Raw genomic sequence first — 2,531 nt, 5'->3', positions numbered from 1 at the left:
GTTATGTCGCCTGTTACTGGTTCAGTTACGTATTGCTAAGGTTAAAACGGAGGAGTTAGTTGGATGATCCAGCACCTCTGCTGGATCGCGCCCGAGATACCGACGGCGATGTACAGCTGCGGCGCGACGATCTTGCCGGTCTGGCCCACCTGCCAGTCGTTCGGCACGTAGCCGGCGTCGACGGCGGCGCGCGATGCGCCCATGGCGGCGCCCAGCTTGTCGGCCAGCGGTTCCAGGATCTTGAAGTTGTGGCCCGAAGCCCATGCCGCGGCCGCCCGACACGACGACCTTGGCGCCGGTCAGTTCCGGACGGTCCGACTTGGCCACTTCGCGGCCCACGAAGCTCGACTTGCCCGAGTCCGCCACGGCGGCGACGGTCTCGACGGCGGCCGAGCCACCTTCGGCTGGCGGCGGCGTCGAAGCCGGTGCCGCGCACGGTGATGACCTTCACCTTGTCGGTCGACTGCACGGTGGCGATGGCGTTGCCGGCGTAGATCGGGCGCTCGAACGTATCGGGCGAATCGACCTTGGTGATTTCCGAAATCTGCGCGACGTCCAGCTTGGCGGCCACGCGCGGCAGCACGTTCTTGCCGTGGGCGCTGGCCGGGGCCAGGATGTGCGAGTAGCTGCCGGCGACGGCCAGGACCTGCTCGGCGACGTTCTCGGCGAGGCCGTCGGCGAATTGCGGCGCGTCGGCGACCAGCACCTTCGCGACGCCGGCGACCTTGGCGGCGGCTTCGCGCGACGGCGCCGCAGTTGCTGCCGGCGACGAGGATGTGGACGTCGCCGCCGCATTGTGCGGCCGCGGTGACGGTGTTCAGGGTGACTGCCTTCAGCGCGGCGTTGTCGTGTTCAGCAATGACGAGTGCGACCATGGATGTATTCCTTATGTATTCTGTACTTAGATGACTTTGGCTTCGGTGCGCAGCTTCGCAACCAGGGTCGCCACGTCGGGCACCTTGACGCCGGCCGAACGCTTGGCCGGTTCGGCGACCTTGACGGTCTTCAGGCGCGGCGTGACGTCGACGCCCAGGTCTTCCGGCTTGACGGTCGTCAGCGGCTTTTTCTTGGCCTTCATGATGTTCGGCAGCGTGACGTAGCGCGGCTCGTTCAGGCGCAGGTCGGTGGTGACGATCGCCGGCAGCGTCAAGCTGCCACGGTTTCCAGGCCGCCGTCCACTTCGCGGGTCACGGTGACCTTGCCGTCTTCCAGCACGACCTTCGAGGCGAACGTCGCTTGCGGCCAGCCCAGCAGCGCAGCCAGCATCTGGCCGGTCTGGTTCGAATCGTCGTCGATCGCCTGCTTGCCCAGGATGATCAGTTGCGGCTGCTCTTCGACGGCCAGCGCCTTCAGCACCTTGGCCACACCCAGCGGCTCGATCTCGGCACCGGTCTCGACCAGCACGCCGCGGTCGGCGCCGATCGCCATTGCGGTACGCAGGGTTTCCTGGGCCTGGGCCACGCCGCAGGTCACGGCCACGATCTCGGTGACCTTGCCGGCTTCCTTCAGGCGCGTGGCTTCTTCCACCGCGATCTCGTCGAACGGGTTCATCGACATCTTGACGTTGGCGATATCGACGCCGCTGCCGTCGGACTTGACGCGGACCTTGACGTTGTAGTCGACCACGCGTTTGACGGGTACCAGTATCTTCATGCTATCTCCTTCAGGTCTTGTTATGGTGAGTGATGGCGCGGTAGAGCGCCATCAGCTGGACGCGCCGTTCGGAAGCCGCGTCCATGTTCTTTTCCTTCACGTGGCCATAGCCGCGTATCGTTTCGGGCACCCGCGCCAGCTCCAGGGCGGCGCCGAGGCGTTCCGGGGTCAGGGTTTCGCAGAACAGCTGCACGAGGTTAAAGTAATTCTCGACCAGCCGCCGGCGCTCGCGGCGCCGTTCGGCAGAAACCGCCGAAGCGCCCGAGCAAGGCGCCCCGGCGACCGCCCTGAGAGCTTGGCCGCCGGAAAACGCCCGAAAACGATACGCGGCTATGGCCGCGTGAAGGAAAAGAACATGGACGCTCCGAAACAGGCGCGTCCAGCTGATGGCGCTCTACCGCGCCATCGCTTCACCATGACGAGACCTGAAGGAGATGAGCGTGAGGGGTTCCTCGTACCCGTCAAACGCGTCGTCGAGCTACGACGTCAAGGTCCGCGTCAAGTCCGACGGCAGCCGCGTCGATATCGCCAAACGTGCATGTTCGATGAACCCGTTCGAGCGATCGCGGTGGAGGAAGCCACGCGCCTGAAGGAAGCCGGCAAGGTCACCGAAGATCGTGGCCGTGACCTGCGGCGTGGCCCAGGCCCGGGAAACTCCTGCGTACCGCGATGGCGAAATCCGCGCCGACCGCGGCGTGCTGGTCGAGAGACCCGCTGCGAGATCGAGCCGTTGGCTCGGCCAAGGTGCTGAAGGCGCTCGCCATCGAAGAGCCAGCCGCGACTGATCGTCCTCGGCAAGCAGGCGATGGACGACGATTCGAACCAGGCCGCAGATGCTGGGCTGCGCTGGGCAGCATTTCGCGTCGAAGGTGGTGCTC

Annotated in this window: 1 protein-coding gene and 3 pseudogenes; 1 reads left to right on the top strand and 3 read right to left on the bottom strand. The window is 65.6% G+C overall.

Annotated elements, in window-relative coordinates; all coding sequences use genetic code 11:
- Positions 1-80 precede the first annotated feature (80 nt).
- The 3 genes and pseudogenes from ACWNCF_RS02015 to ACWNCF_RS02005 form a co-directional block, all read right to left on the bottom strand.
- A pseudogene (locus tag ACWNCF_RS02015) lies at positions 81-875 on the bottom strand (electron transfer flavoprotein subunit alpha/FixB family protein); the annotation flags it as partial.
- 26 nt (positions 876-901) lie between these two features.
- A pseudogene (locus ACWNCF_RS02010) lies at positions 902-1,653 on the bottom strand (electron transfer flavoprotein subunit beta/FixA family protein).
- A 10-nt stretch (positions 1,654-1,663) separates the two neighbouring features.
- Positions 1,664-1,987, bottom strand: a complete 324-nt coding sequence (locus ACWNCF_RS02005) for a DUF6537 domain-containing protein (protein WP_449405829.1) — start codon at positions 1,985-1,987, stop codon at positions 1,664-1,666.
- An 81-nt stretch (positions 1,988-2,068) separates the two neighbouring features.
- Here ACWNCF_RS02005 and ACWNCF_RS02000 point away from each other — a divergent pair.
- Positions 2,069-2,531: pseudogene (locus ACWNCF_RS02000) on the top strand (electron transfer flavoprotein subunit beta/FixA family protein); the annotation flags it as partial.

The organism is Massilia phosphatilytica (genome assembly GCF_977014125.1).
The sequence above is the reverse complement of the archived record's forward strand: the minus strand, read 5'-3'. Positions and strand labels throughout refer to the sequence as shown.